The 26,215-nt window shown below is 33.7% G+C and carries 17 protein-coding genes; 3 read left to right on the forward strand and 14 right to left on the reverse strand.

What is annotated here, in order from left to right; all coding sequences use genetic code 11:
• Complete coding sequence (locus tag OD917_RS22265) at positions 1-1,197, forward strand: leucine-rich repeat domain-containing protein (protein ID WP_263525571.1); 1,197 nt, start codon at positions 1-3, stop codon at positions 1,195-1,197.
• Positions 1,198-1,475: 278 nt separating this feature from the next.
• On the opposite strand, the gene OD917_RS22270 is transcribed toward OD917_RS22265, so the two are convergent.
• The 7 genes from OD917_RS22270 to OD917_RS22300 all read right to left on the reverse strand — a co-directional run bounded on the left by OD917_RS22270 (position 1,476) and on the right by OD917_RS22300 (position 15,447).
• Complete coding sequence (locus tag OD917_RS22270) at positions 1,476-3,482, reverse strand: protein-disulfide reductase DsbD family protein (protein ID WP_263525572.1); 2,007 nt, start codon at positions 3,480-3,482, stop codon at positions 1,476-1,478.
• Between the two features lie 256 nt (positions 3,483-3,738).
• Positions 3,739-6,528, reverse strand: a complete 2,790-nt coding sequence (locus tag OD917_RS22275; protein WP_263525573.1) for a M16 family metallopeptidase — start codon at positions 6,526-6,528, stop codon at positions 3,739-3,741.
• A gap of 84 nt (positions 6,529-6,612) precedes the next feature.
• Positions 6,613-7,746 (reverse strand): TlpA disulfide reductase family protein, encoded by a 1,134-nt coding sequence (locus OD917_RS22280; protein WP_263525574.1) that lies wholly within the window; start codon positions 7,744-7,746, stop codon positions 6,613-6,615.
• Positions 7,747-7,850: 104 nt separating this feature from the next.
• Entirely contained in the window at positions 7,851-9,053 is a 1,203-nt protein-coding gene (locus OD917_RS22285) for a TlpA disulfide reductase family protein (protein ID WP_263525575.1), read from the reverse strand.
• A gap of 67 nt (positions 9,054-9,120) precedes the next feature.
• Entirely contained in the window at positions 9,121-10,527 is a 1,407-nt protein-coding gene (locus tag OD917_RS22290; protein WP_263525576.1) for a RagB/SusD family nutrient uptake outer membrane protein, read from the reverse strand.
• 17 nt (positions 10,528-10,544) lie between these two features.
• The gene (locus OD917_RS22295) at positions 10,545-14,126 is read right to left on the reverse strand and encodes a SusC/RagA family TonB-linked outer membrane protein (RefSeq protein ID WP_263525577.1); all 3,582 of its coding nucleotides are present in this window, start codon (positions 14,124-14,126) and stop codon (positions 10,545-10,547) included.
• A gap of 169 nt (positions 14,127-14,295) precedes the next feature.
• Positions 14,296-15,447: a FecR family protein gene (locus tag OD917_RS22300; RefSeq protein WP_263525578.1), complete on the reverse strand. Its 1,152-nt coding sequence runs from the start codon at positions 15,445-15,447 to the stop codon at positions 14,296-14,298.
• Between the two features lie 279 nt (positions 15,448-15,726).
• Here OD917_RS22300 and OD917_RS22305 point away from each other — a divergent pair, with 279 nt between their 5' ends.
• Positions 15,727-16,338 carry an RNA polymerase sigma factor gene (locus OD917_RS22305; RefSeq protein WP_263525579.1) on the forward strand — a complete coding sequence of 204 codons (612 nt, stop codon included), beginning with the start codon at positions 15,727-15,729 and terminating at the stop codon, positions 16,336-16,338.
• A gap of 35 nt (positions 16,339-16,373) precedes the next feature.
• Here the strand turns inward: OD917_RS22305 and OD917_RS22310 are convergent, their stop codons facing one another.
• Positions 16,374-17,096 (reverse strand): MBL fold metallo-hydrolase, encoded by a 723-nt coding sequence (locus OD917_RS22310; protein ID WP_263525580.1) that lies wholly within the window; start codon positions 17,094-17,096, stop codon positions 16,374-16,376.
• A gap of 103 nt (positions 17,097-17,199) precedes the next feature.
• On the opposite strand from OD917_RS22310, the gene OD917_RS22315 reads away from it, so the two are divergent.
• Positions 17,200-18,075 carry a LysR substrate-binding domain-containing protein gene (locus OD917_RS22315; protein WP_263525581.1) on the forward strand — a complete coding sequence of 292 codons (876 nt, stop codon included), beginning with the start codon at positions 17,200-17,202 and terminating at the stop codon, positions 18,073-18,075.
• Positions 18,076-18,209: 134 nt separating this feature from the next.
• Here the strand turns inward: OD917_RS22315 and fsa are convergent, their stop codons facing one another.
• The 6 genes from fsa to OD917_RS22345 all read right to left on the reverse strand — a co-directional run bounded on the left by fsa (position 18,210) and on the right by OD917_RS22345 (position 25,976).
• Positions 18,210-18,866 (reverse strand): fructose-6-phosphate aldolase, encoded by a 657-nt coding sequence (gene fsa / locus OD917_RS22320; RefSeq protein ID WP_263525582.1) that lies wholly within the window; start codon positions 18,864-18,866, stop codon positions 18,210-18,212.
• Between the two features lie 434 nt (positions 18,867-19,300).
• Positions 19,301-20,626 carry a xylose isomerase gene (gene xylA / locus OD917_RS22325; RefSeq protein ID WP_263525583.1) on the reverse strand — a complete coding sequence of 442 codons (1,326 nt, stop codon included), beginning with the start codon at positions 20,624-20,626 and terminating at the stop codon, positions 19,301-19,303.
• Between the two features lie 8 nt (positions 20,627-20,634).
• The gene (locus OD917_RS22330; RefSeq protein ID WP_263525584.1) at positions 20,635-22,116 is read right to left on the reverse strand and encodes a xylulokinase; all 1,482 of its coding nucleotides are present in this window, start codon (positions 22,114-22,116) and stop codon (positions 20,635-20,637) included.
• 3 nt (positions 22,117-22,119) lie between these two features.
• Positions 22,120-23,127: a GntR family transcriptional regulator gene (locus OD917_RS22335; protein WP_263525585.1), complete on the reverse strand. Its 1,008-nt coding sequence runs from the start codon at positions 23,125-23,127 to the stop codon at positions 22,120-22,122.
• 359 nt (positions 23,128-23,486) lie between these two features.
• Positions 23,487-24,521 carry a glycoside hydrolase family 43 protein gene (locus tag OD917_RS22340; protein ID WP_263525586.1) on the reverse strand — a complete coding sequence of 345 codons (1,035 nt, stop codon included), beginning with the start codon at positions 24,519-24,521 and terminating at the stop codon, positions 23,487-23,489.
• 21 nt (positions 24,522-24,542) lie between these two features.
• On the reverse strand, positions 24,543-25,976 hold the full coding sequence (locus tag OD917_RS22345; RefSeq protein ID WP_263525587.1) for an MFS transporter: 1,434 nt from the start codon (positions 25,974-25,976) through the stop codon (positions 24,543-24,545).
• Positions 25,977-26,215: the final 239 nt, after the last annotated feature.

A 26,215-nucleotide genomic window follows, 5' to 3' on the forward strand; every position in this document is an offset into this window, starting at 1 on the left:
ATGGGACTACGAAAAACAATATTTGGATGTCAAAAGGTCAAGTCTAATACTTTTATAGGTGGTGTCGCTGACACTATTAATACGCCATCATTACTTGCTTCGAAACTTGGTATAAATGTTTCTAGAATTAAAGGATTTAAAATTGTTGGTTTAGATATTCAATGTCAAATTACAGGGAATTATACCGCCGGTGGTTTCGCTAATGATACTTCAATTACATATTTTCATGATTTGGATGGATTAGTTAGTTCTGTTATTTTGGGAGGGTTTCAATATGCTACAAATTTAACATCAGTTAAAATAAAAAATGCTACAATACTAAACAGTTTTTGTTTTAGAGGAACTGCTTTGATAGGTCAGGATTGTGATTTTAGTTCTATTACCTTAGCCAATATCGAAGCCTTTAATTTACTTGTACCTACATCAAATTCTAAGATATCACTTCCCAATTTAATAAGTATTGGCTCAAACGCTTTTAGTGGTCATGTGAATTTTTCTAATAATGTAACCATCGAAGTTCCATTATCATTTAAAACTTCCAATTCTGGATTACCTCATTCTGCATTAACAACTGCTTCGTTAAGAGCAGTAGTAATAAATTACATTGGTTTCACTGATAACAATAGTTATAATACTGAAATAGGCGGTTATAGTAATGCTTATAGCAATAAAGGATTGTTTGCACAGTTTTTTGGAGTTGGAAGTGGTGCAATTGTAAATTATCATAATGAAGGAGCTAATCTTTGTTTTGAAATTTTAATAAATTATAATTTGAGGAGTTTTACATCAGATAGCACTATTACTCACTTTTTTGATTTTGACGGTCGAGTATTATCAATTGCTTGGGGAGGATTTCAATATTGCACAAACTTTAAAAATATTAGAGTTAAAAATGTTACATCATTAAGCAATTTTCAATTTCGATCTTCAGGTTTGGTCTTTGATAATAGTGATTTAAGTTCAGTGATTACTGTGGGAACAGAAGCTTTCTTAGGATGTACTTCGATTCTCTTTATAACATTGCCATTAGTTAATAATCTAGGAGGCAATAGTGCAAGCAATAACGTATTTACTAACATAAAAACTGGCGCAACAATTACAGTCCCAATTGCATTGCAAACAATTAATTCTGGAGCTCCAGATGGCGATTTGGTTTATGCATCAGGAACGAGGGGAGCTACAATTATCTACGTATAATTTTGAATAGCTCAACCAATACATCTCTGATTTTGGTAAAATATCTAATAACCATAAAATCCAAACATCAATTAAAAAAAATAATATTTATTAAATACTTACATTTTTTTTAAATTTAAAAGTCTCAATATTCTTATTGAGACTTTTTTTATTAACATCAAAATTATTTTTTAAATTAAAACTTCAATAAAAAACCGCAATTCAAAAAATTGCGATTAAATTTAATAAACAGCTTTCTAAAGGATATAACTTAGATTTCAGTTACTATTATAAAAAAATTACCTCTTAAAATTCTTAATCCCACTCTGCAGCCAACCATAATACTCCTCAATATTCGGATTATAAGCTGATGGATCTGTTAAATTAGCGCTTTTATGATCTACAATTACATAAAACGGCTGTGCATTTGCTTTGTACGTTTTAATCTGTAAATCGCTCCATTTGTTTCCAATGGTTTTGATTCTTTTTCCTGTAGTTTCAGAAGTATATTGTTCACTTTCAAGAAGTTCTTTTTTATCGTCCACATAAAGCGAAATCAAAACGACATCGTTGTTTAAAACTCCTAAAACTTTTGGATCTGACCAAACTAGTTCTTCCATTTTTCTACAGTTTACGCAGGCATATCCTGTGAAATCTAATAAAACTGGTTTCCCTACTTTTTTAGCATATTCCATTCCTTTATCATAATCGTGAAATGTGATAATATTTTGCGGGCCGTGCTCTGCTCCATCTGGTAGCGAACCTGTTATTTTTAGCTCGGAATTTCCAGAAACTCCAAGTCCGTTTGGCGATTCACTATATTGCATTGGGGGTGGGAATCCGCTGATTAATTTTAATGGAGCACCCCAAAGTCCTGGAATCAAATAAATCGTGAAACTTAAAACGATCAATCCGAAACCTAATCTTCCAACTGAAATATGATTTAACGGCGAATCGTGCGGCAAAGTGATTTTTCCAAATAAATAAAAAGCCAGCATTCCGAAAACAGCAATCCAAATGGCAAGAAAAACTTCTCTTTCTAACCAATGCAATTGTAAAACTAAATCGGCATTTGATAAAAATTTAAAAGCCAAAGCCAATTCTAAAAATCCTAAAACCACTTTTACCGTATTCAACCAGCCTCCTGATTTCGGCAAAGCGTTCAGCCAGCCTGGAAAAGCGGCAAATAATGAAAATGGTAATGCAATGGCAATCGAAAATCCTAACATTCCAACAATTGGCGCGATTCCGCCTTTTGAAGCCGCTTCGACCAATAAAGTTCCTACGATTGGACCTGTACAAGAAAAGGATACAATGGCTAAAGCCAAAGCCATAAAGAAAATCCCAATTAGTCCTCCTCTATCTGCCTGTGAATCTACTTTGTTGGCTAATGAACTCGGCAATACAATTTCGAAAGCGCCCAAAAATGAACAGGCAAAAACAACCAATAAAATAAAGAAAATCAGATTGAACCAAACGTTGGTTGAAAGTGCATTTAAAGAATCAGCACCAAAAACAGCCGTTACAATTGAACCTAATAAAACGTAAATAATTACGATTGAAATTCCGTAAATCATTGCATTGCGAATTCCCGCCGCTTTGGTTTTACTTTGTTTCGTAAAATAACTCACTGTCATCGGGATCATTGGAAAAACACAAGGCGTTAGCAATGCTGCAAATCCTGATAAAAAAGCCAAAATAAAAATCGTTAGCAATCCTCTAGATTCTGTTTTCTTGGGCGAACTAACAACATCTTTTGAAGTTTTTTCTTCTGTCTGTAAAACCGTTTTTTCTTCTGAAACTACAGAATCTTTTTTAACAATCGGAGTTTCTTCGGCGGAAGCCAATTTCTTTTCGGTGGGAATTTTAAATGTTAATTCTTCAGATGTTGGCGGTAAGCAATTGCTGTCATCGCAAACCATAAATTCAACTTCTCCCGTAACATTCGAAATCTCATCTGAAGTAAATTTAATTTTTTGCGTAAAAAGTGCTTTATCTTCAAAATATTTAATTTTCATATCGAAGATTTTATCAACGACTTCATGTCCTTTTTCTTCGGTTGTTTTTCCAATTAATTCGAAATTTTTCTTCGGATTTTTGAAAGTAAAAGCCGTTCTCGAAGGTCCGCCTTCTTCAATATATTGTCCGTACAAATGCCAGCCCGATTGAATCACGGCTTGTGCTTTTAAAATATATTCTTTATCTGAAACTTTTTCTACAGATGTGCTCCATTTTACCGGATTGTACATTTGTCCAAACATACTTGCAGAAAAAAGCAGCAGTAATGTTATTGCGATGTTTTTCATTGTTTTGGTTTAAGGTTTAAAAAAAGAGCTGTCGGCAAAACAGCTCTTTTGGTCTTTCACAGAAAATGGCTTACTAATTCAGATTCTAAAATGAAATAATGAAAGACGACTATTAAAAATTGTTGGTTTTAGTTTTCAGTCGCAGTCGCAGTCGCAGTCGCAGTCGCAGTGTATAACTTTGTCAAAGTTTTAAACTTTGACAAAGTTGGCTTTCCTAACTGAGACTGAGACTGAAAACTGAGACTACGACTAAAAACTATTTTAAAGGATTCCCGTCTTTATCAAGAGAACCCGATTTGATAATAATCATTTTATCCAATTGAACATATTTCTTAATTGCATCGTTTACTTGCTGTAAAGTTGCTTTTTGAATATCGTTTGGATATTGTTCGATATAATTTGGTTCTAAACCTCTTTCGATAAAACTTAAAATCGTTCTTGCCATTCCGTTTGTGGTTGACATTCCAACTTTAAAACTTCCAATTAAATTGGTTTTCTTATTTTCTAATTCCTCAGCTGTGATTCCGTCTTTTACCCATTTATTTACTTGAACCATTGTAGCATCAAGACCTTTTTGAAATAAATTCGGATTGAAAGATGCGTTTACAAACCAATAACCTCCAGTTTCAATATTTCCTCCTAAACCTGAAGAAATGCTATATGTTAAACCGTCATTATCACGAACAGTCTGCATCAAACGTCCTGCAAAACCTGCCCCTAAAGTATAATTTCCGATATAAAACGGAATATAATCGGCGTCGGCTCTTTTTAAACCTGTAAATTGTCCAATATACAATTCGGCACTTGGTTTTTCTGGAATTGTAACTACTTCTGTTTTTGCTGCTGATTTTGAAGTTTCTTCAAATTTTAGTTTTTCAGTAACTCCACCATTCCAATTTTTAAATGATTTTTTTAGAGAAGCATTTAAATTTGCTCCGTCTGTATCACCAACAATAACCAAACGCATAGAAGCTGTTCCGAAATATTTTTTGTGGAAAGCTTTTACTTCATCTAAAGTTGCATTTTTAATATTCGCAATATTATCTTCAACACTTAAACTGTAATTTGGATTTCCTTTCGGATAAATTGCCTGCGATAAAGCAATGTCTCCTCTTTCGCCTGGATCGTTTAAATCTTGTTGTGTGTTTCCGATAAATTGCTGTTTTAAATTTTCAAATTCTTTAGCATCAAACAACGGATTTCTCAATTCTTCAGCCAATAAAGTAATTACTTGATCTAAGTCTTTTTTCAAACATTTAAATCCGATATTGATTTTGAAAGTCGAAGCATTTACGTTTAATGTAACTCCCAATTTTTGAAGTTTTTCTGAAAATTTAAACTTATCATTCAACGTTGTTCCTTTTGACAACATTGCTGCCGTTAAAGCTGGAATAACATTATTTTTCGTTTCGCTTGCATAATTTCCTAACGAAATACTTGCTGCAATCGTAACGAAATCTTTAGCTGAAGTTTTTACTGAAACCACATCAATTCCAGATACTTTTTCTCTCTTGAAAGCAGAAGCTGATTTTTCTATCAAAGTTTCTGCAGAAATAAGTTCTTCCGTAGTATTTTTTAGTGAAAATGAATCTGCTGTATTTTCTTCATGAATATGTCCATTTTCTGGATGTCTGTAATAAAACGGACCATTTTCTTCGATAAAATTATTTGCCTGAACTTGATCTTTATTTTGAGAACCCGCTTGTTTCGGAATAAAATATCCTGTTGTACTTTGGTCTTCAACCAAATATTTATTGGCAACGCGTAAAACATCGGCAGGAGTTACTTTTTTCAATCGGTCTACTCCTGTAATATAATCTGTCCAATCGCCAGATGCAATCGCTTCATTTAATGCCGATGCAATTACTCCAGAACCATCGCGTGCTAAGATTGTCTGCGCACTGATTTTTGCCACAACACGATTTACCTCATCTTGAGTTACGCCTTCTTTCTGAATTTTAGCTACAACTTCGCTAATTTTAGCATCGATATCTTCGTGTTTTGAAGTAGTTGGAAAACCAACGCCAATTGTGAAAAGTCCAACTTCTTTAAAATTTGTTGCACTTGCGTAAGAATAGATTCCCATACGAGTGTCAACGAAAGTTTTGTTTAAAATCGCTGAGGGTCCGGAACCAATAATTTGAGCTAGAATATTTAATGCAGGAAGGTCTTCGTGTAAAGCTCCTGGAATTTTATAGGCTTTATTTACAACGCCCAATTCTCCTGGCTTTTTCACCACAATTTTACGCGCGCCATATTGCTGAGGCTCTTCTGTATAAGGCTGAGGCATTACTTTTGGCGCTTTTGTAATTTTTCCGAAATATTTCTCGATTAATTCGAAAACATTGTCTTTTTTGAAATCTCCAATTATGGTTAAAGTTGCATTATCTGGCCAATAATATGTATTATAGAAATTCTTTAAAACTTCAATTGGAGCGTTTTCAATATCCGATTTCCATCCAATTGTTGAATGATGATATGGATGCGCAATATATGCAGAAGCCCAGATTTCTTTATCTAATAAAGCATTCGGATTATTTTCGCCACGTTCAAATTCGTTACGAACAACTGTCATTTCTGCTTCTTTATCTTCTTTTGTCAATAAAGAATTTCGCATTCTGTCGGCTTCAATTTGAATTGCCAATTCGATTTTATCACTCGGAAGTGTTTCAAAATAATTCGTTCGATCGTACCAAGTTGTAGCATTTAATTGTGCTCCTGTATTCTGTAAAACATCCGTAATTGTGTTTCCATTTTTCTTGTTGAAAGTTGGAGTCCCTTTAAACATTAAATGTTCTAAAAGGTGCGTTGATCCCGTATTTCCTAAAACCTCATGTTTAGAACCTACACGATATACAATTTGTACAGTTGCAACTGGCGAAGCATTGTCTTGCAAAAGCAAAACATTCATTCCGTTTGGCTGATATAAATATTCTTCGATTCCGCCTAATTCTTTAATTTTCTTAAAATTAACGGATTTATTCTGCGCTGACATAAGGGCGCAGAAAGCTAATGAGCAATAGCCCAGAAAGATGTATTTTTTCATTTTTTTGAGAGATTTTTTTAGTTTTCAGTCGCTTTTTTTAGTTTTCAGTCTCAGTTTAACTGAAAACTGCGACTGAATACTTATTTACGATTTGCTGAAAATTTCCTTTAATTTAGATTGCAATTCAGCTTCTCTAAGGTTTTTAGCCACGATTTTTCCATCAGGTCCAATTAAGTAGTTTGTTGGAACCATTTTTACACCGTATAAAACAGCAGCTTCATTTTGCCATCCTTTTAAATCAGAAACGTGCGTCCAAGTTAGACCGTCTTTTTCGATTGCTTTTTCCCAAAGATTCTTTTTGTCGTCTAAAGAAACTCCCAAAACATCAAATCCTTTATCGTGATAGGTTTTGTAAGCCACCACAACATTTGGATTTTCTTTACGGCATGGTCCGCACCAGCTTGCCCAGAAATCTACTAAAACATATTTTCCTTTGTAATCTGATAATTTTATTACTTTTCCGTCTACATCAGTTTGCGAAAATTGAGGAGCAGCAACGCCAATTGCTGTTTTTTCGTTAAGGTCAATAGACGCTTTTAATTTTTTTCCGTAGAATGATTTTTGAATTTCTGGAGATAAAATTCCGTAATATTCTTTTACTTTTTCAGGAGTTCCGTAAGACACAATTCGGTCTTCTATTACTAAAGCTCCTCCTAAATTGTCTTTATTTTTTCTGATGAATTTGTCTGTTAGATCATCCGCGAAAGCACCAAGATCTTTCCATTTTTTATCCATCATGGTTTGTTGTTCAGGAGTCAATTTTACTTTTCCACTTTGAGTCAGCGAATCAGATAATTTATAAATTGGCCCCGCAATGGCTTGTATTTTTTTAAATTCGTTATCGTAGTATGATTTGTAGAATCCGTTTTGAGTGGCTCCGGTTACTTTAGCTTTAAAAACTGAATCTTTTTTTGCTTCGATTGTAATATCTTCATTGTCTAAAAGAAACATCGCTCCGTATTCTTGTCCTTTAATTTTTAAAGTATGAAATAAAGGCTCTCCAGTTTTTCCATTAAAAGTAAAAGCACCTTCTTTTACTTCAGCCGAATCGATGATTTTTTTATCGCCTTTTTCATCTGCATATTCCAGATATACTGTTCCTTTATCTAATCCTGCAATTGTTCCGTTGATTGTATATCCTTCTTTTTTTGTGCAAGAAGTTACCGTTGCCGCGAGGGCAAAGGCCAGTAAACCTGATTTTAAAATTGTACTTTTCATGTTATATTTTTTTTGTTGTTATCTATTTTTTAGTTTTCAGTCACAGTTTTCAGTTTTCAGTTTTCAACTGAACTGGGACTGTGACTGAAAACTGCGACTAAAATCTAAGATTTCAAAAGTTCCTTCAGTTTTGCTTCCAGTTCTGCTCCTCTCAAGTTTTCTCCGATAATTACACCTTTACCGTCTACTAAATAAGTTGCTGGAATTGCTTTTACATTAAATGCTTTGCTCACTTTATCATCGTCTAGAAGATTGTGCCATTGCATGTTTTCTTGTACCAATGCTTTCTGCCAAGCTTTTTCGTCTTTATCGATTGAAACACTTAAAATCTCAAATCCTTTATTCGAATATTCAGCGTAAGCTGTTTTTAAGTTCGGAATTTCTTTTCGGCATGGACCACACCAAGATGCCCAAAAGTCAACCAAAATGTATTTTTTTCCTGAAACGATATCTTTTGCATTGAAAGTTTTTCCGTCTTTATCTTTTAATCCGAAGTTGGCAATACTTGTTCCAACTAAAGATTTCGGATTCAAATCTTTGTCTACAATTTGACCGTAGTAGCTTTTCTTTGCTGCTTCTGAAAACTGTTCATAAATTGGCTTTTGCTCTGGAGTAAAATAACTGTATGAAGTCATCATAAAAAATGGTCCCCACCAGTTTGTTTTATGTTTTTCAATCAAATTTTTTGATAACAATTCTACTTTCGTAAAAAATGCTTTTTCGTCTGCTTCAAATTTTTTCCATTGAGCCGTGCTGTAAACAGAATCCAATAATTTCTTATTGTTTTCTTTTTTTGCTTTTCCAGCTAAATTACTTAGTTCGTTAATTCCAACGTGATATGCTTCATAATCTTTATTCAATTCTTCTTTAAAAGCCGTTTCTTTAACATAATAATCGTGAGATTTAGAACCTGTAATCACGACATCTTTAAAAGAAATCCATTCTCCTTCTTTATCTGAAACTTTGCCAGCTGCTGTAATTTTTATTTTTGAATTTTCGACCATTACAGAAATATTTCCTTTGTTTTTACCAAAGACAACATAGAAAAAACGAGGTTCTTTTAATTTTCCTTCAAAAGTAAATTTCCCGTCTTTTAATGTTGTTTCAGCAACTGGCAGTTCAGAAGAATGTGTTGCGCCTGGAACTAGTTTTACAGCTGTTCCATCTGCTAAACCAGTGATATCTCCTTCAATTTTATAAGAAGAAACCGTCACTGGCACTGTTTTTTTCTTTTGTGCCTGAATGTTTGATGAGGCCATAAACAAGCAAATGCACAATCCTAATATTTTATATTTAATTGCTTTCATTTTTGATTGATATTTTAGAAAAAAGCTTCCCTTTCGAGAAAATCTAATCAGGAAGCTTTTCTGATTATTATTTGTCTACATTTTGTGTTATTGTTCCGTTTCCTGGGTTTGCTGTAGCACCTTGTGGAAATGGCATTGTCCATAAATGAGAATCTGAAGATAAAGTGTACGTAGTTCCGTTTGCTACTTTTGTAAAACTAACTGTATAAACACCTTCTGCGTTTAAACGGCGTGCGTCTGCAAAAGGAATCAGCGTGTTAGTAAGTTCGTTGTTTTTTGTTCTGAAAATAGCTTTCAAAGCAGTTGTTTTATCTGCAGTCGAAATATCTTGATAAGAAGCTGGAAGAATACGAGTTTTACGAACTGTATTTAAAACATCCAATGCCTCGCTAATTTGTCCCGCGCGCGCCAGACATTCTGCTTTAATCAAATAAACCTCAACCGTTGTGATTCCGCCAAAATTAAAAGCACCAGACAAAGTTCTTCTGTAATAGGTTTCTGAACCAACAGTATAAAGTTTCCAACGTGAAATAAAACGTGCATCTCCAGTTTCAAAACGCTGTGCACGCTCAACTGGAATACTATTTTCTGTTGTTAAACTAGAATACGTTCCATGACGATACGTGTAATTTTCTACATAATTGTATCCCATTGGAGATGTTGTGGTAGTGTACGAATTTGGAAGATCTATAATCGTTTTATTTGCATTGTAATATCCAATCCAGTCATACAATTGGCTGTTTTCTGCCAATGCTAAATTTGCATATTTTAAAGCTTCTGAATAGTTATTCATTTGCAGATAAACTCTCGAATAAAATGCATAACCCGCACCTAAATTTGGATGTAAAGCCGTTTGCGAAACTTTTAGCAAGTACGGTAAAGCTTCTTTAACATCATTCAAGATAAAATCATACATTTCTTGAATGGTTACTTGTTTACTTGGCGCATTAATATTGGCACTAGTAATTAATGGAACCGATAATTTTGTTGAAGCTGTAGATGCCACATAAGTATCTGCATAAAAATTAACTAGATTATAGTAATTCATGGCGCGCAATATTTTTGCTTCTGCCCATACTACTCTTTTTTCGTCATCAGTTGCTTGCGTGGTGTTTAATGCATTTTCGATAATTAAATTAAAAGTCGAAATTCCCGCATAACTTGAATAATACATTGTTTCATCTGATACTTTCAAAGCAATTCGATCAGCATTTTCATCCCACATATAAAGTGCATTATACAATCTATTGTTTGCTAAAGAGGCAACAGTTACATATTGGTCATTTAATAATTGTGAAGCGCCAGTAATATCAACTCTGTGATTCGTGTACTCGTCGCGTAGAAAAGCTTCATAATCAGCTAATGTTGTTGGTGTTTTCGATCCTTTAGGAATATCACTCAAATAATCTTCGCAAGAGGCAAAAGTCAATCCTAAAGCTAAGAAGCACGCTATCTTTATATATATATTTTTCATCGTCTAGTCTTTATAAATTAGAAATTAACATTTACGCCCATAACAAAGCTTGGAGATTGGAAACCGCCCAGCAAATATTTAGCATCTCTGCTTTTTGCAAAAGTGTATACGTTTTCTGCGTTTAAATTGAAACGTACGCCATCTAATTTTACTCTTTTAATAATGTCTTTTGGCATTTGATAAGCTAGCGAAATGTTGCTTAATCTCACATTTGATGCATCTAGAATATTAATATCTGCATACGAATAAATAGTACGAGAATCTGAACTAAATTCTGGATCATATTCGTAAACTGCTCTTGGAACATTTGTGAAAGCTTCATCTCCAGGCTGCATCCAACGATCTGCAATATGATTGTTTACTACAGAAATATTGGTTACATAACCTCCTGCTGCACTATTATAACTATTATTCAGCATTGGCAAGAAAGTATTTCTTATTTTATGCCCTAACTCGTAAATGAAAAGTGCTGAAAGTGAGAAGTTTTTATAATTAGCCGAAGTATGGAAAGATCCGCTTTGTGTAGGAACCGTTGAACCATAATCCTGAATAGCATCAATTTGCCCTGGATTGTATTTTACTGCAGTTCCTGAAGCATCATAAACCTGAGGAATTCCTGTGCTGCTTAATCCGGCCCATTTATAGCCATAAATAGAATTAAAACTTGTTCCAACTCTTGGGAAAGCTTGTGGGTAATCTAACTGAAGGTAATAAACTGGAGCTTTTACGTTTACATAATCCACAACGTTTTTGTTGTACGCATATAAAACTGCTGCATCCCAGGAGAATGAAGGTGTTTTTACAATGGTTCCTCTCAAAGTTACTTCGACACCTTTATTGGTCATTGCTCCGTTGTTAAGCGTGTAAGTAGAATACCCCCAACCTTCTGTTGGAATTCCTTGACTGCTCGCTAATAAATCTTGTCCTTTTTTTCTATACACATCAAAAGTTCCGCTTAATCTACTTTTGAAGAATGAAAAGTCTAAACCAATATCTGTTGTAGTTGTTTTTTCCCAAGATAATTCAGGATTTGGTCGCTTACTTACCGTTCCTTGATTTCCTCCAACATTTGAGTTAGAATTGTAATATGCTGTTAAATATGGTGCAGAATCTTTTGCAACATTTCCTCCAATACCATAAGAAGCACGAAGTTTAAGTCCGTCTACCCAATCAACATCAAAAAATGACTCTTTATCAATATTCCATCCTGCTCCAGTTGACCAAGTTGGTTTATTTTGATATTTACTGTCTGTTCCCCAAAGATTAGAACGATCCCAACGAATACTTCCTGAAAATGTATATCTTCTATCATAAGTATAACCACCTGTTCCATAAACTGAAACGTAACGGTTTTGCAATTCTTTTTCTAATGAAAATTCGTTTTGAGTCATGTAACCGCCAAAAACAGTTCCGTATACTTTTAATAAATCAGCTTGATTTATTGGGGCAAAACCTAGAGTTTGTGAATCGTAACCATAGCGTGTGTTATCGTTATATTCTTGTTTTGAATGACGAATTTCCATACCGGCAATAGCAGAAAAATCATGCTTTTCAGCAAAAGTCTGATTGAAGTTTAACTGCTGGCGGAAATTATATGCATTAGAAAACTGATTCGTTTCTTTAACAATGTCTCCGTAAGGCAAATTATAAACTGCTTTGTTATTAGCAATTGTTACCATTCCGTTTACTTTACTTCTCACATAATATGAATTTTTGTCATATAATTGACTAGCGCGATCTGAAGCAAATTCGTATTGGAACATTGCATTGTATGTAAATGCTTTACTGAATTTTACATTGAACTTAGCAAAAGTCCTATTTAAGAAACTTTTGTTTTCAACTAAATTTCTACCAAACTCATCCATTGGCGTAATATCCATGTTGTAAAGACCATAAGTCTGCATAGAATTTAGCGTAAAGTTGTTGTAACGAGAAGCAGCTGTAGAAACAAAATTAGTCCCGTCATTATTCACCAATTGATTGTATGGCTGATATTTATATCCTGGACCTGAAGTAAAATCAGGCTGTGAGGCAAAATAACTTTGTGTATCTCCTTTTCCAAAATTCGTATAAGTTCCTAAATCTAAAGACAGCCAGTTGTTAATTTGAGTTGTATTCTTCAAATTAATCCCAACCGATTCATTTTCAGTATAAATATCTTCAAACTGATTGTTTTTATAAGTCAAAGAAGCATTAAAAGTATTATTTTCTGTAGCTTTTCCTAAACTAAGGTTGTGCTGCATAAAATACTGATCGCGTTTTGCATATTTAGCAATATCATCAAAATATTTATAACCTTGTCCGCCTAGCTGATCTAAACGGCTGTTCATTTCTGCTTGAGAAATATTTCCAGCATAACCGTTTAAAATAGTCTGCATTCCTAAACTTGTATATACCGCATTATTCAATAATGATTGTGCATACGTGTTTGCATTAGCCGTTTTCAAATTAGGATTTCCATCTGCCCATCCTCTTTCTAAACCAATAATATCAGCAGAATCAGTAAGGTTTCCGGTATAATTTCTATAAGGAGTAACGGTTAAATTACTTGAAAAAGAAATATTTGTTTTTCCTGCTTTTGCTTTTTTAGTGGTAATTACCACAACTCCATTTGCCGCGCGAGCACCATAAATAGACGAAGCTGCAGCGTCTTTTAAAACCGTAATTGTTTCAATATCTTCTAAATTCAGACTTGGAAGATTTTCTTCAATAGTAGAATATGGAGTCAATCTTGTGTTTTCAACAGGAAAACCATCGATAACATATAAAGGAGCTGTAGCATTAGTAGTCATAGAAGTTGTACCACGAATTCTTCCATCTTGATATCCAACAATACGTCCTTCTAAAATTTTATCTAAACCGCTTAATCGTTGTTCTTTAAAATCTACAGCTTTCAAACTTGAGAAAGATCCTGTTGCTTTTTCTTCTGAAATATCTTGGTAACCTGTTTTCAAAACAAGCCCTTCTAATTCTAAGACATCTTCTTTTAAAACAACGTTGATAACACTTCTGCCTTCAACTTTAATTTCTTGTCTAACATATCCTAAATAAGAATATGCCAAAGTAGTTTCGCTGCTTACCGCAATAATCTGATATTCTCCATTAAAATCGGTATTTACACCTCTTCCTGAACCATTATCAGCAACTGCTGCGCCTACCAAAGGCATTCCTTTTTCATCTGTAACTCTACCTTTTACAATAAAATCAGCCACTGGTTTTTTAACTTCAGGAGAAGTCTTTTTTGGCATCAAAATAATATGGTTTCCAGACACTTTAAAATCGGTACTGGTGTTATTAAAAATTTTGCCTAACACAACTTCTATCGAAGTGTCACTTGCATTTACATCGATTACTCTAGTTAAGTCAACAGATCTTACATTGTAAACAAATCTGTAATCTGTAGTATATTCAATCCTTTCAATAACTTTTGCAACAGTCATATTATTGACATTAAAAGAAATCTTGTTTTTTTGTGAATAACTGGTTCCGGCGTGCATTATACTTAAGGCGGTTAGCAGAAATAATGTGGTCAATTTCATTTTCAAATCAAATTTCAAAAAAGGCTTATCAAACCTGATTTTGTTCAAGAGTTTTTTCATACTTTTAAAATGTTTTTTTAATGTTGGTTGGTTAATTAACTGACCGCATACATTCTACCGGGAAATGTTGGCGCATTTTCCGGTTTTTTTATAACGATCCTTTTCATTTTTGGATTTTTGCTACATAGGCGTTTTTTTAATTGTTAATTATGAATTGTTAATTGATAATTTACTTTATCGTTATTTTGTCTTGATTAATAATGTAATCAATTTCGTAACTGTCGCTGAAATATTTCAAAACCACTTCAATTGGTTCATTATCAAAACGGGCATTAAAAATTTCTCTTCCTAATGTTTTATTTCGGTTAATGAAGGTCACATTATATTGACGTTCCAGTTTTTTTATAATATCATCGAAAGAAGCATTTTTAAACACCAAGCTTCCTGTTACCCAAGCCGTATAATAATCTGTATTAACTTGTTCTGTTTTAAAAGTGGACTGTCCTTTTAAATTGGAAGCTTTAAATCCTGGCGTCAAAAACACCTGATTATCATTTGTTTTCTGATCTTTATAAAGCGAAACTTTTCCTTCAACCAATACCACATCTGTACTTGAATTATTAGCATAAGCATCTACATTGAACTTAGTTCCTAAAACCTCAACATTAACTTCCTGAGAATTAACCGTAAACGGATGCGCTTTGTCTTTGCTCACTTCAAAATAAGCTTCACCAGTCAAATACACTTGTCTGTTTTTGTTTTTACCAAACTGAACTGGATATCTCAATGCAGTTCCTGAATTAAGATGCACTAATGTTCCGTCTGATAGCTGTACTTCAATTTTTTTCCCGTACGGAACTTTCAAGGTATTGTAAACCAATTCTCCGTCAGCTAAAGCTTTATCATAAACCAGTCTATTTTTTTCTTGCTTTCCAATGATATTTCCATCTTTATCTGTTATCTCTTTTACTTCAGAAGTATCAATGTTTTCTGAAGAACCATTACCATATTGCAAAACAATTTCATCCACTCTTGGTACAATAACATTTTTTCTAGCTAGTTCAGAACTTGAATTTTTATAGAAATAAAATCCGCCAAGAGCCACAACCAAAATCGCTGCATATTTATAATAAGATGAAAATCTTCTCTTAGAAAAAACATTATTTTCCTTTTCAATTCTTTCTGAAAGCTGTTTTCTAACTTCAGAAGAATCAAAAGTGTTCAAAGCAGTATCAATTGCATAATTAGTTTTTACAAAATCCTTAAATACAATTTGATTTTCTTCTTCTTTTAACCACTCGGTAAGCTGCTCAATTTCTTCATGAGAAGCCTGATTTGTGATAAATTTAACAATTAGTCTCTCTGACTTTTTTACTGTCATTTTAGTCGTTTTTTAATATTATTACGAAGCCAAAAAACAAAACCCTAACAATTTGATAAAGTTTTTTTCATTTTACTGATTTTTTTCTTTTCACAAGTCTTTTCTTTCAATAAAACTCGACTAATTTGATAGAAATTATAAGGTAAAAAATTTATATTTGCATTTTATTCTTTTTTTATTTGTAATAATTTTCAAATAGAAAGGCAAAAAAGAAGGTCTTTTTATGAAATTCAGCTCACTTTTTGACCTAAAAAACTATTAATTTATATATTTGTTTTTATGAAGATGGATGATTACAGCGATAATACTACACTAATTGAGTCTCTAAAAAATGGAGATGAAAGTGCTTACACCTATCTTATTGACACGTATCATCATAAACTTTGTGTGTATGCCAACAGTTTGGTGAAAAATGTTTACAGCGCCGAAGATATCGTTCAGAATGTCTTTATAAAAGTTTGGGAACAACGCACAAGATTAAAAACAGAACACTCTTTAAAAAGCTTTCTGTATAAAATGGTTTACAATGAGTTTATCGATTTGTACCGAAAAAACCAGTCTTTATTTTCACTAGAAAAATCATATTATGATGCTTTAAACGGAATTGTTCAGGAAGAAGATTCTGAATCTTTTCAAAGGGTTTTGAATGCGGTCAACAAAGAAATTCAAAACTTACCGCCAAAATGTAAAGAGGTTTTTATTTTGAGTAAAAAAGAAGGCTTAACAAATATTGAAATTGCAGAACATTTGGATGTTTCTATCAAAACGGTCGAAGCGCAGATTACCAAAGCGTTCTCTATTCTGCGCACTTCTTTGGAAGAAAAAGTAAAAAGCGTTTTATTCCTTCTGTTTTCTGCTAAAAAAAAATTCAGACTAAATAATTTAATCTGAATAATCTTTCTTCTTGTTTCTTTTTTCTAAAAGTCTCAAAACTCCAAAACTGGCGTCTTCATATCGTGGTACAAAAGAACTTTCCAATTTTGTTCTTTTGCTTCCTGCTCCCATTTTTTTCTTGATTCCATTGCTCGTTTTCCATCGAAATCTGTTTTGTAGGCAACGTGCATTTTCAAATATATTTTTTGTGGAAGATCATCTGCTCCATAAAATACAATTTCGTTATCAGCCTTAATCCAAAATACTTGATGAAACTTTGTATGCCCAGCCGAAACTTCAAAGAAAATTTCATCTGTAATATTTCCGCTGTCCTCATTTAGCAATTCAACATTCGGTAATTTTTCAAGCTGATTTAATATTTCTGGAACGTAAGAAGGATTTTGCAATTGCTCTAAAGCAAAATCTATTTCTCGTTTTTGAATATAAATAGTTGCGTTTGGAAAATTTTGAACGAATTGATCATTTTTAAAATAACCGATTCCTTCAATGTGATCTTTATGCAAATGCGAAACCAGAACTTTCGTAATCTGTTGAGGTTCAATATTATTTTTTCTTAGCATTTCATAAATAAATGGCACTCCATTGTTTACAAATCCTAAACCGAAATCTAATAAAATAATATCATTATCTGTAATAACAACAAAAGGCTGAATTGCCATTTTTAAACCTGATTCGGTTGTTTCTTCTGTCAAAAGCTGAAATTCTTTTTTAGAATTAGCAATGTAATTTCCTTCTTGTAGAGCAATTATTTTCATTTTATTCTTCTGTGATTTTTAGAACAAAGCAAAGTTCTTAAGAATTTCTATATTTGTAAAACCTTATTTTTCGATATAATCAATCGATAAAACCGATTTAGAAATGGAACTTCGTCAGCTTAAATATTTCTTAAAAGCAAAAGAATTATTGAATTTTACTGAAGCAGCTTCGGTACTTTATATTAGCCAAAGCACTTTATCACAACAAATTAAACAATTGGAAGATGAGCTTCAAGTTCCGCTTTTTAACAGAATTGGAAAACGAATTACATTGACAGAAGCTGGAGAATTATTTTCGGTTTACGCACAGCAGTCGGTCAACAAAGCTTCTGACGGACTCCAATTATTAAAAGATTTAAATAAACTCGAAACTGGAAAAATTGCCATTGGTGTTACGTATGCTTTACGCCATGTCGTTACCAAGGCTTTGATTTTGTTTAGCTCTGAATATCCGAAAATTCAATTCGAAATCATTTTTGGAACTTCGCAGGAATTAATTCAAAAACTAAATCATTTTCAACTCGATGTGATTCTGACTTTCGAAGAAATTGCTTCTGAGGCTCATTTCAAATATTTGGAATTGTTTACTTCGCCAATGGCTTTGGTTACATCTTCTGAAACTTCTTTAAAAAATAAAAAAACAATTTCTCTGGAAGAAATCAGCACGTTACCGCTTGCCATGCCTGCAGGCGGCTTTAGCACAACTCAGTTTATTAGCAGAGCTTTTGAAAAAAGTAATTTATACCCAAAAGTCACCATTGAAATAAACGATATTCCAACTTTATTGGAACTTATTAAAACAGGAAAATGGCATACGATCTTGACAAAAACTACAATTGAAGACGAAAAAGATTTGTACGCCATTCCTATAAAAGGAGAAAATATGACGCGAACGGCGATGCTTATTTCTCTGAAAGAAGTGTATGAGAAAAAAGCGGTAAAGTCATTTTTGAAAATTTTGGTGGAGAATTTAAAATAATCTATCATAATAAAGTTTTTACACATAGAAACATAGACTTTGTAAAAACTAAAAAGATATCTGAAAGGAAATAGTATCCCTTCCAAATCAATGGAGGGGAGTTTTAAGAACTATAAAAAAAGGAAATAAAAATGTTATAAATTCATCTTTTTGGCATCTTCAACAAATTGCTTTAATCCAATATCTGTTAAAGGATGTTTTAAAAGACCTTTTATCGCAGAAAGTGGTCCAGTCATTACATCTGATCCAATTTTAGCACAATTGATAATATGCATGGTATGTCGCACAGAAGCCGATAAAATTTGAGTTTTATAATTATAATTATCGTAAATTTCTCTAATTTCTGAAATTAAATGCATTCCATCTGTCGAAACATCATCTAAACGTCCTAAGAACGGAGAAACATAAGTTGCTCCTGCTTTAGCGGCAAGCAAAGCCTGACCTGCCGAAAATACTAAAGTTACATTGGTACGAATTCCCTTTGAAGAAAAATATTTACAGGCTTTTACACCGTCGCCAATCATGGGCAGTTTCACTACGATTTGAGGGTGTAAAGCCGCAAGTTCTTCTCCTTCTTTCACCATTCCTTCGAAGTCGGTTGAGATTACCTCAGCTGAAACATCTCCATCAACAATATTGCAAATTGCAAAATAGTGATTTAAAATGTTTTGTTTTCCTGTAATACCTTCTTTTGCCATTAAAGACGGATTGGTGGTTACACCGTCTAAAACGCCTAAAGCCTGCGCTTCTTCAATGTCTTGAAGATTGGCAGTGTCAATAAAAAATTTCATAAGTTTTTTGGTTTAAGTTAAAAGTATTTTTGCGTAAAAAAACTTTGTCAAAGTTTAAAACTTTGACAAAGTTCTGAGTATGCTTTAGTAAGTGAAAAATGTGTATTTCGATTGATTCTGCTCTTCAAAAAAACTTCAATAAAAAATACTCACTTATTATTTTATCAAACTGACTTTTTATTCGTTTCGATTTTCAAAAAACAGTAACTAAACCTTCAATCTATTTTTCTAAATCTCAATTTAAAAAAGCCATAATCTTAATACACATTTTCGAAGTTTTTATCTAAAAAAATCATTTTTAAATAAAATAACGTTTTATGGCTATCATATTTAAAATTAAAACTCTTTTTAGATTTTCTGCCTCACTAAGTTTTTTTAAAGAAACCTGACAGGTTTTAAAAACCTGTCAGGTTTAATGTAGAATACTTTACCAATTAAATATATTGGTTGATGATATTTTCAAACAATTCTTGTTTACCACTTTGAAGATTTAATTCTCCATTTTCGTGAGCGATAGAATAAAGATCTTTCAAGCTTAATTTTCCATCAGCAAAATCTTTACCTTTTCCAGAATCGAAAGAGCTGTATCTTTCTTTTCTTAATTTCTCGTAAGGAGAAGAAGAAATGATTTTATCCGCAGTCAATAACGCTCTTGCAAAAGTATCAGCTCCGCCAATGTGCGCTAAGAAAACATCTTCTAAATCTGTAGAGTTTCTTCTGATTTTAGCATCAAAGTTAACTCCACCGCCTTGTAATCCGCCAGCTTTTAAGAAAACTAACATTGCTTCAGTAGTTTCTTGAATGTTATTTGGGAACTGGTCTGTATCCCAACCATTTTGGTAATCACCTCTGTTTGCATCGATGCTTCCTAACATTCCCGCTTTTGCAGCAACTTCTAATTCGTGTTGGAAAGTGTGCTGTGCCAATGTAGCGTGGTTTACTTCGATATTGATTTTGAAATCTTTGTCTAAACCATAGTTTTTCAAGAATCCAATTGCTGTAGCTGAGTCAAAATCGTATTGGTGTTTTGATGGCTCCATTGGTTTTGGTTCGATGAAGAAAGTTCCTTTAAAACCTTGTGCTCTTGCATAGTCTCTAGACATTGCTAAGAATTGTGCCATATGGTCTAATTCTCTTCCCATATCTGTGTTTAGCAAAGACATATAACCTTCTCTACCGCCCCAGAATACATAGTTTTCTCCGCCTAAGGCAATTGTAGCATCCAAAGCCAATTTTACTTGTCCACCCGCTCTTGCTACTACATTAAAATCTGGATTTGTAGCCGCTCCGTTCATGAATCTTGGGTTTGAGAAGCAGTTTGAAGTTCCCCAAAGCAACTTAATTCCAGAATCTGCTTTTTTCTGTTTTAAGTAATCCGTAATGAAAGCTAAACGTTTTTCAGATTCTGCAAAAGTTGCTCCTTCAGCAATCAAATCATAATCGTGGAAACAGAAATAATCGAATCCCATTTTGCTAATAAATTCAAAAGCAGCATCCGCTTTATCTTTTGCGGCTTGATATGGATCTGATGAAGCATCCCAAGCAAATTGCTGTGTTCCTGGTCCGAATGGATCGCTACCTTGTCCGCAGAATGTATGCCAGTAAGCAATAGCAAATTTAAAGTGCTCACGCATCGTTTTTCCAGCTACAACTTGCTCTGGATTGTAATATTTAAATGCCAACGGATTGTCAGATTCTTTTCCTTCAAACTTAATTTGGCCAATACCTTTGTAGTATTCTTTATCTCCTAAAACTATCATTTGATTTTTTATTTATTTGTTAATATTAATTCTAATTCTTGTTTCCATTTCTGATAAGCCGTTTCATATTCCTCTTTATTTTTTAGAGGCAAAAAGGTCATTACGTGATCGTTTGTTGTAATTCCTGAACCAAATTTTTCAAAGTCACCATCTGTCAAGCCTACAGCTCTTGCTGCTCCTACAGCTCCAGTTGTGTTGTAAATTTCAATTTCATGTCCAATTAATGTTGCAACGGTATTAGAGAAAATTTCAGAACGGAATAGATTATCATTTCCGGCCCTGATTACATTAATCGTTGCATTATCATCTTTCAAACATTCCATTCCGTACACAAAAGAAAATGCAATTGCTTCCAAAGACGCTCTGAATAAATGCGCGTTGGTATGAATATTAAAATTCAGGTTTAAAATATGAGATCCGATGTTTTTATTATTGAACATTCTTTCTGCGCCATTTCCAAACGGAATTACAACCAGTCCTTGCGAACCTACATTTATCTGAGATGCTTTTTCATTCATTTCTTCATACGATTCATTTCCGATATTGTTTCGCATCCATCGGTATTGAATTCCTGCTCCGTTTATATTCAGCAATTTTCCAACTCTCGGATTCGATCCTGTATAATTTACATGAACGAAGTTGTTGACACGAGTACTTTTTCCTGAATTTGTTTCTGTCACGGCATAGAAAACGCCTGACGTACCTCCTGTTGCCGCAACTTCTCCCGGACGAAGCACGTTTAATGACAACGCATTATTTGGCTGATCTCCCGCTCTATATACAATCGGAATTCCTGCTGGAAGACCCGATTCTTGCGAAGCTTTTTCAGTAACAACACCTTGATTCGTAAAATTTTCTACAATTTTTGGAGTCAATCCTGTGTCAATTCCGTAATATTCTAAAAGCCAATCGGCTACTTTATTTTCTTTATAATCCCAAAGCATTCCTTCAGACAAACCGTTTTTGGTTGTCGTAACTTCGCCTGTTAATTTCAAAGCGATGTAATCTCCAGGAAGCATGTATTTTGAAATTTTATTGTAGACTTCCGGTTCATTTTCTTTCACCCATTTCAATTTCGAAGCCGTAAAATTTCCTGGCGAATTCAATAAATGTGACATACATTTTTCTTCTCCAATTTCGGCGAAAGCCTTATTTCCAATTTCAACCGCACGGCTGTCACACCATATAATTGAATTTCGAAGTGCATTTCCAACTTCATCAACAATTACCAATCCGTGCATTTGGTACGAAATACCAATTCCTTGAATTTTAGATGCGTCAATATTAGCTTCTTTAATTGCTCTTTTCGTTGCTGTACAAATGTACTGCCACCACATTTCAGGATCTTGCTCTGCCCAGTCTGGGTGAATCGAAAGGATTTCCATTTCGTTCTGAGGTTCATTCAAAACGATCACTTTTTTACCCGTTTCTGCTTCAACAATTGCTGCTTTCACAGAAGAACTTCCAATATCATAACCGATATAATACATAACTTACAATGATTCTCTTATTATTAATTTAGTCGGCACATAACACTGCGTTTCTTCGTCATGTGTAATAAATGCCGCTGCTTTGGTTCCTAATTCGTTAAAATCAGTCGAAACAACTGAAATTCCTTTGTATATAAATTTTTTCATTGGCGTTTCATTGTACGAAAGAAAACCAACATCTTTTCCTGGTTCAAAATCCTTCTCTTTGCATTGCTCTAAAAAGTATCCCAAAATCCTGTCGCTCACACTTATATAAGCAATTCCTTTCTCAATATCGAACTTTTTCGGATCAGTGAGAATATCATACTCAAAACCAAAATCAGCACAGAATTTCTTGAAAAATTCTACCGTTTCCCACGGATGATTTGTGAAATCTGGATATATAAAATCTATTTTTTTATACTTTTTAAACAAATCAACCGCTTCTTTTAAAGCATCATAAAACGCCTTCCCAAAATCTTGAAAAACATAATTATTAGCTTTGTCAGCCTTTATATTCCAGTCAATAAGAAGCAATTTATCTTTTGAAATTGCCGATAATGCTGGCGGAATAGCCGCGTGGTCAAAATTCATCACCACATATTTGTAATACTTGCCGATTCCGTTATTGATGATCGTTTTAAAAACATCAATATTATAATGATGAAACTGTACATCAATAATCACATTATCCGGCAGATTATTCACAACCGAATGATACAAAACCTCTTTATAAGCTTTAAAAGTATCTAAAACCAAAAGCACTTTTCTCGTTTCACCCGCCACATAATAGCCTTTGTTCGGCACGGAATCAATTACCTTTTGATCCTTTAAAATCGTGTACGCCTTAAAAACCGTGTCTCTCGAAAGCTGATACGTTTTGCAAATCACATTCACAGACGGAAGCAAATCTCCCTTTTGCAAAATATTCTCCGCAATGGCATTTGTAATTCCGTCAACCAATTGCTGGTACTTCGGAATATCACTTTCGTGATTAATTATAAACTCAAATTTTTCTTCTTCTTTTGACATACCGTTCTGTTCCGTTCTGTTATGCTAAAGTAGATAAAAATATTTTATAAAAAATTATTTTTTAGATTAAAATTGTTATTTTTTTAATGCATTATGTTTAATAATTTGCGCGTGCCCCTCCAAGTCGAGCTATCCATTTCAAGTCTTCGCTCTTCCTTCGCCAGGCTGGCTTTCCACTTCTATCTCTCACGCAAAACAGTTTAAGAAGAACATTAATAATAAAGCTTGTCATTGCTAGGAACGAAGGAACTCACTTCGATTTGGATTTAGCAAATATGCTTGCTTCGTTCCTAGCAATGACAAAAAGCAAAATACAACCGATTGTAATTTTTGCTAATTCTTTTTTTTTACAAAAAATCTTAATCGATTAATCTTCTTATTCCATAAGGATCAATCGTAATAATCGAACCATCTTCTAAATAATCAATTTTGGTTACTTTCATACTTCTTAAATGCGTTACTCCTTTTGACAAACTAGAATCGTGATAAAACAAATACCATTCTCCTTCTACTTCACAAATTGAATGGTGAGATGTCCAACCCACAACAGGATTCAAAATCCTTCCTTGATATGTAAACGGTCCATACGGAGTGTCGCCAATCGCATAGCAAATAAAATGTGTATCTCCAGTTGAATAAGAGAAATAATATTTTTCCTTGTATTTATGAACCCAAGAAGCTTCAAAAAAACGACGATTATTATCGCCTGCAAGAATCTCATTTCCATTTTCATCCAAAATTTTAATCTCTTTTGGATCTTCTGCAAATTCCAACATATCATCTCTTAACAAAGCTACAATTGGCCCCAAAGCTTTTTCTTTTGCCAAAGGCTCTTCGTTATTTTCATCGTATTTATTATTTCGGTATTTCTGCAGCTGTCCGCCCCAAATCCCTCCAAAATAGATATAATGTTTACCATCTTCGTCTTCAAAAACCGCTGGATCAATACTGTAGCTTCCTTTTATCGCTTCTTTTTCGGGAATAAAAGGACCTACAGGTGAGTCCGCAATAGCAACTCCAATCTGGAAAATTCCGTTGGCACGTTTGGCTGGGAAATACAAATAATACTTTCCATTTTTATGAGCTGCATCAGGCGCCCACATTTGCTTTTCGGCCCATGCAACATCGTCTACATGTAGCGCAACCCCATTATCAACCGCTTCTGATGAAATGTTGTCCATCGAAAAAACGTGATAATCTTCCATCCCAAAATGATCTCCATTATCGTTAAACGGAATTCCTGCATCGATGTCGTGCGATGGATAAATATAAATTTTACCATTGAATACATGCGCCGAAGGATCGGCAGTATAAATATGTGATACTAAAGGCTTTGAAATCGCCAGTTCATTAATTTGTTCAAAATTAATGTGTTCAATGCTATCTTCAGGCATAGTGCTATTTTGTTTAAATAATTAAGTTCTTCTTTCTTTTAGTTCTGTTTCGATCTTCACTTCCATTTCTTTATTGATTTTATAGAAAAACAGCAATCCAGCTCCAATTAAAAAAGGGATTGCAGGGAAAATACTCACTAATAATTTGATTCCGCTTATAGCTGTTTCTGACTGCTGAGGTGCATTTGGAACATAGTGGAAATAACCTAAAAATAAGGTTGTTAAGGCTCCTCCAACACTTAATCCTGTTTTCAGACCAACCATCATAGCAGAGAAAATAATTGCGGTTGCGCGACGGTTATTCAGCCATTCTGAATAATCAGCAACATCGGCAATCATTGCCCAAAGAATTGGAATTGTGATTCCGTAGAAAAATCCGTGTAAAATCTGAGAGAAAAACATCAAGCCGATTGAGGCTGGTGGAAAGAAATAAAAAGCGATAATAAACAAAGTTGAAATGAATAAAAATATCCCGAAAACATTTCTTTTTCCGTATTTGTCTGCCAAGTTTTTAGACAATGTAATACCAACAATCATAAAGATAATTCCTCCTGCATTGAATAAACCAAAACCCGCAGAAACTGGATCGTTACCAAAATGATTCAATCCAATCGAAGTTAGAAAATCTAATATTGGCTGAATAAAAACAGCTAGCTGACCTTTGTTAACGTAATTCTCAAAATAATACACGTATGAACCACCTTTCATCGCTAAAGTTACAAAAACCAAAGTCGTTAGCGTAAGTATGATTATCCAAGGTCTGTTTTTGATTAAATCACTCAAATCTTCTTTAACACTTGACTTTTGTTCTGGTTTCGGAATGATTCTTTCTTTTGTAGTCAAAAAAGTAATCAAAAGCATAATCGTTCCAATAATTGCTAGAGCGGTCATTACTTTCTCAATCCCAACCGCTTTATCGCCGTTTCCAGCGCTTTTAATAATTCCGAGCATGAAAACTTGAACGAAAAACTGGGCAAACATCACCGCCACAAAACGGTACGATGACATACTATTTCGCTCCCTCATATCTCCAGTAATTACTCCACTTAAAGCAGAATATGGCAGATTGTTTCCGGCATAAAAAAGCAACAGTAAAGTATACGTTATAATAGCATAAATTACTTTCCCTTTATATGAGAAATCTGGTGTTGAAAATGCTAATAACGCCACTACTCCAAGCGGAATCGCGGTTATTAAAATCCAAGGTCTAAACTTTCCCCATTTGGTACTTGTTCTGTCCGCTAAAACACCAATAATTGGATTAAAAATAAAAGCTGCAATTAATCCAACTATCAGCATGATGATGGAAGAATCCGTTGGCGATAATCCGTAAATGTCTGTATAAAAATACGCTAGATACGTCATCAAAGTCTGAAAAACCAAATTGGCGGCTAAGTCTCCTAAGCTGTATCCGATTTTTTCTTTGATGGATAGTTTTTGTGAAATGTTAGTCATTCGCGGGTTTGTGGTCATTTGTTGATAGTTATGTAAGCAAAAGTGGTTTCTAAAAAATAAAGTTAGTTAGTTTTTTTGGTCATTCCTTCATTCCTAAAAATAGGAGATCTTTTTTATATTATTAAAAACAATCGGTTGTGTAAAATTATATAAAAAAACATATTATGCAAATTTAGTTTGCCTTATTTAAGTTATTATACAAATCACAACCGATTGTTGATTTATTATCAAAACATACT

This window comes from Flavobacterium sp. SH_e, from assembly GCF_025717045.1.
Classification (GTDB): domain Bacteria; phylum Bacteroidota; class Bacteroidia; order Flavobacteriales; family Flavobacteriaceae; genus Flavobacterium.